Source organism: Trueperaceae bacterium, from assembly GCA_036381035.1.
GTDB lineage: Bacteria > Deinococcota > Deinococci > Deinococcales > Trueperaceae > DASRWD01.
Genome location: DASVDQ010000092.1, coordinates 1 through 4,130 on the forward strand (window position 1 = coordinate 1; position 4,130 = coordinate 4,130).

Genomic DNA, 4,130 nt, shown 5'->3' on the forward strand with positions numbered 1-4,130 from the left:
CTCGCGGAGGTCAAGGTGCGCTCCAGTGCAGCAGCGGTCGAGGGCATCGCGGTCGGCGCCGCGTCCGAGGTCGGCCGGCCCTACCGACCCGGCTGGGTCGACGCGTCGCAGGAGCGGCTGTCCCGCTGGCCCTCGCGCCGTGCTCGTTCGCGTCGATGGGCCTCCTCGACCGCGCCGCGGGCGCCGCCCGTCATTCGGCGCCGACGAAGGTCATGCGCAGGTCGTGCCGCGTGGCCCTCACCGGCGCGGGCGCGCCGCGCAGGACGACGACGGCCGCCGCCACGACGCGGGGGTCGAACGCGCGACCCGACTCGCGCTCCAGCAGGGCGAGCGCCTCCTCCGGCGCCCAGGCGTGCCGGTAGGCGCGCTCCGAGGTGAGCGCGTCGTACACGTCCGCGACCGCGAGGATCCGCGCGAGGTAGGGGATCGCCTCGCCGGCCAGGCGGTCGGGGTAGCCGGAGCCGTCCCAGCGCTCGTGGTGGTGCCGGATGACCTCGAGCTCGAGCCGGAGCATTCCCAGCGAGCGGCCGATGCGCTCGCCGTTCGCGGGGTGCTGCTCGATGAGCGCGCGCTCGGCGTCGTCGAGGCGGCCGGGCTTGTTGAGGACCGCGTCCGGCACCTCGATCTTGCCGACGTCGTGGATGACGCCGGCCTGGGCGAGCACGCGCAGCTCCTCGGGCTGGAGGCCGAGGGCGCCGCCGATCCTCACGGCCAGGTCGGCGACGCGCTGCATGTGGCCGGCCGTGTAGGGGTCCTTGGCCTCGGTGGCCACCACCAGGGCGCGCACCTCGGGCCGCAGGCCGTAGGCCAGCCGCTTGAGGGCGTCGTCGTCGAGGAGGGCGGTGAGGTCGGAGGCCAGCTTGCCGGCGCGGAGCTGCCTGGCGAACGTCGCGAGCATCACCGCGACGGCCAGCAGCAGGGCCACGTGGTAGAGCCACCACGAGAGGCGGAACACCTCGCCGAGGACCATGATCACCTGCGAGACCATCACCCAGCCCGTCACGTGGAGCATGACGAGGTGGATCGTGGAGCGCGACAGCCGGTAGCCCTCGAGGAAGCGCGTGCCGGCGAGCGCCAGCAGCCCCACGACGACGACGGTCACGGCGTGCTTCAGGGGCGCGTTCTGCACGGGCACGAAGCGGGCCAGGTCGGGCCGCAGCATGAGCGCCACGTCGAAGACGGCGATGAGCCCGACCCACGCGGCGAGCACGCCGAGGAGCGGTCCGCGGCGCTCGACGGGGCTGAGGTAGGCGGCCGCGACCATCGAGGCGGCGAAGGCCATCAGCGCGAGCTGCGAGGCGACCGGCGTGACGGAGTTGGGGCCGAGGATCACGCCGGGCGTCGAGAGGCCGTGCAGGGCGAAGAAGCCGGCCATGCTGGCGAAGCCGGCCGACAGGTAGACGATGCGCGAGTCGCGCGCCCTGGCGCCGGCGACGCCCACCAGGACGGCCAGCGCCACGGCCAGCAGCGACGTCAGCGAGACGACCCAGAAGTGGGTCAGGGGCGCGACCAGCCGCGGGTCGTTCTCGGGGGAGGAGTAGAGGAGCCAGAAGACGAGGAACGTGACCAGCGACCCCGCGAGCGGTCCTAGCAGGGCCTGGAAGCTGCGCACGGAAGCGAGCATGCAACGCCGGCTCTTACGGAACGATTACGTGGTTCACTCGCTCGTCCGCCACGGCGTTCGCAGCCGACACCTTCGCGCTCGGCCCCGTTCTCGGCTCGGGCCCGACCCGTCCTCGACGCGTCCGGGTCGTGGAGCGTGCCCACGAGCCCGCCGCGGTCGCGCTATGCAGGACGCCGCAGTCGGCCGGCGCCGGCGCCGCTAGCATCGCCGCATGGGCAGAGGGCATGCGCGCTGGCGTCTGCCGCTGGCGCTGCTGGCGCTCCTCGCCGCCTGCGGCTCCGCGCCGGACCCCGCGGGCGCCGGCGTCGGCCAGGCGCCCATGCTCGCGGGCTGCCGGGTGTTCCCGGACGACCACTACTGGAACGTCCCGGTCGACGACCTGCCGGTCCACCCGCGCTCGGCGCAGTACGTGGAGGCGATCGGCGCCGACGCGCCGGTGCACCCCGACTTCGGCTCGGGCCTGTGGGAGGGTGCGCCGATCGGCATACCGTTCACGGTCGTCGACGCCGGTCAGGCGCGCGTGGACGTCGCGTTCCTCTGGGACGACGAGAGCGACCCGGGACCCTACCCGATCCCTCCCGACGCCCCCGTCGAGGGCGCGCCCCCGGGTGGCGTCGCGCCGGACGGCGACAGGCACGTGCTCGTCCTCGACGCCTCCGACTGCAGGCTCTACGAGCTGTTCGCGGCCGTGAGGCAGCCGGACGGCTCCTGGGAGGCGGGCTCGGGCGCCGTGTTCGACCTCGGCGGCTACGACCTCAGGCCCGACGGCTGGACCTCCGCCGACGCCGCCGGCCTGCCGATCCTGCCCGGCCTCGTCAGGTACGACGAGGTGGCGGCGGGGGAGGTGAGGCACGCGCTGCGCTTCACGGCGCCGCGGACGCGCGCGGCGCACGTCTGGCCGGCGCGGCACGACGCCTCCGACCTCACCGGCGAGGGCTACCCGCCGATGGGCCAGCGCTTCCGCCTGCGCGCCGACTTCGACGTCTCCGGCTTCTCGCCGGAGGCCCGGGTGATCGTGGCGGCCCTCAAGCGCTACGGCATCGTCCTGGCCGACAACGGCTCGGCCTGGTTCCTCTCCGGCGCCCCCGACGAGCGGTGGGACGACGACGCCCTGCGCGACCTGCGCGGCATCAGGGGCGCGGACTTCGAGGCCGTCGACGTCTCGTCCCTGATGGCCGACCCCAGCTCGGCGCGCGTGCGCTGAGCAGGGGCGGCGCGGCCCCTCAGGGACCGTCGAGCGCCTCGACAGAGGCCTGGACGTCCAGCAGCTCGGCCGTGACGGCCGCCTGTCTGGCGCCGTGGTAGGCCGCGCGCAGCCTCTCCAGGCGCTCCTCCACGTTCCGCGACGCCGCCTCCATGGCGGCCAGGCGCGCGGCGTTCTCCGCCGCCAGCGACGAGCCGAACGCCTTCACGATCGCCAGCGCCAGGCGCTGGCGGACGATCGCCCCGACCAGCCGGCCGGGGTCGGCGAGCTCCATGGGCACGCGCCTCGTCGGCCACGGTCGGTCGCGGATGCTGCGCAGCCACGCCGGGTCCAGCGGCATCACCTGGACGGTGCGCGGCTCGAAGCGCGTCGCGCCCAGCGGCCGGCCGTAGACGAGCAGCAGCCGCTCGGCGACGCCCTCGCGCCGCCACTCGTCGACCAGGTCGAGGAGCGCCGCCATGGCGACCTCGACGGTCGCCAGCGAGCTCGGCGCCGCGAGCTGCACGGACGTCGCGACGCCGATCGCCCTCAGCCGCGCTCCGACGCGCCTGCCGACGGCCGCGACCCGCGTGCGCTCGCGGGCGGCGTCGCCGGCGAGGCGGTCCGCGGCCGCGCGGGCCATGCGGTCGTTGAAGGGCCCGCACAGGCCCCTGTCGGAACCGAACACGCACAGGGCCGTGGGGGCGTCGGGGGCCACGGGAGGCGGCTCGGCGAGCTCGGGGTGGAGGTGCAGCACCGCCCGCGCGGCGCGGTCGAGGGTGAGGGTCGAGGCGTCGAGGGCGCGCATCGTGCGGCGGTACTGATGCACGCGCACCGACGCGAGAGTCTTCATCGTGTGCACCACCGACCCGAGGCTCCTCGTGCTCTCGAGCCGGCGCCGCACGCGCTCGCCGCTGCTCACCGGAGCCTCCCGCCGGCGCTCGCCGCGGCTCGCTCGTGCGCCCTGCCGCCCCTCATCGCTGCTCCGTCTGCGCGCCGCCGTAGCCAGCGGCGCGGGCGCGCGCGACGACTGACGCGGCGACCTCCCGCAGCGCTGCGCGCTCCGCGTCGCCGAGCGGCGCACCCGACTCGATGCCCGACGCCACGGCGGGGGAGCGGGCGGCGAGCTCCCGGTGCAGAGACGCCTCCAGTGCCCCCAGCGCCGCGACGGGCGCCTCGTCGAACAGCCCCTCGTCGACGGCGAAGAGGGCCGCCACCTGCCGCGCGACCGGGACGGTCTCCAGGGCGCCCTGCCTCAACACCTCCCTGACGCGCCGTCCCCGCGACAGCGTGCGTCGCGTCGACTCGTCGAGGTCGGCCCCG

At 75.6% G+C, this 4,130-nt stretch carries 4 protein-coding genes; 1 reads left to right on the forward strand and 3 read right to left on the reverse strand.

The features are described 5' to 3' along the window. Positions 1-190 precede the first annotated feature (190 nt). Positions 191-1,624, reverse strand: coding sequence for an HD-GYP domain-containing protein (locus VF202_10760; GenBank protein ID HEX7040587.1), 1,434 nt, complete (start codon positions 1,622-1,624; stop codon positions 191-193). A 211-nt stretch (positions 1,625-1,835) separates the two neighbouring features. Here VF202_10760 and VF202_10765 point away from each other — a divergent pair, with 211 nt between their 5' ends. After that, complete coding sequence (locus VF202_10765; GenBank protein ID HEX7040588.1) at positions 1,836-2,828, forward strand: hypothetical protein; 993 nt, start codon at positions 1,836-1,838, stop codon at positions 2,826-2,828. A 19-nt stretch (positions 2,829-2,847) separates the two neighbouring features. On the opposite strand, the gene VF202_10770 is transcribed toward VF202_10765, so the two are convergent. Together VF202_10770 and VF202_10775 are read right to left on the reverse strand one after the other, a co-directional pair. Next, positions 2,848-3,729, reverse strand: coding sequence for a F0F1 ATP synthase subunit gamma (locus VF202_10770; protein ID HEX7040589.1), 882 nt, complete (start codon positions 3,727-3,729; stop codon positions 2,848-2,850). A 52-nt stretch (positions 3,730-3,781) separates the two neighbouring features. Further along, positions 3,782-4,130 (reverse strand): hypothetical protein (locus tag VF202_10775; protein ID HEX7040590.1); only part of this gene is annotated, 349 nt, incomplete at its 5' end.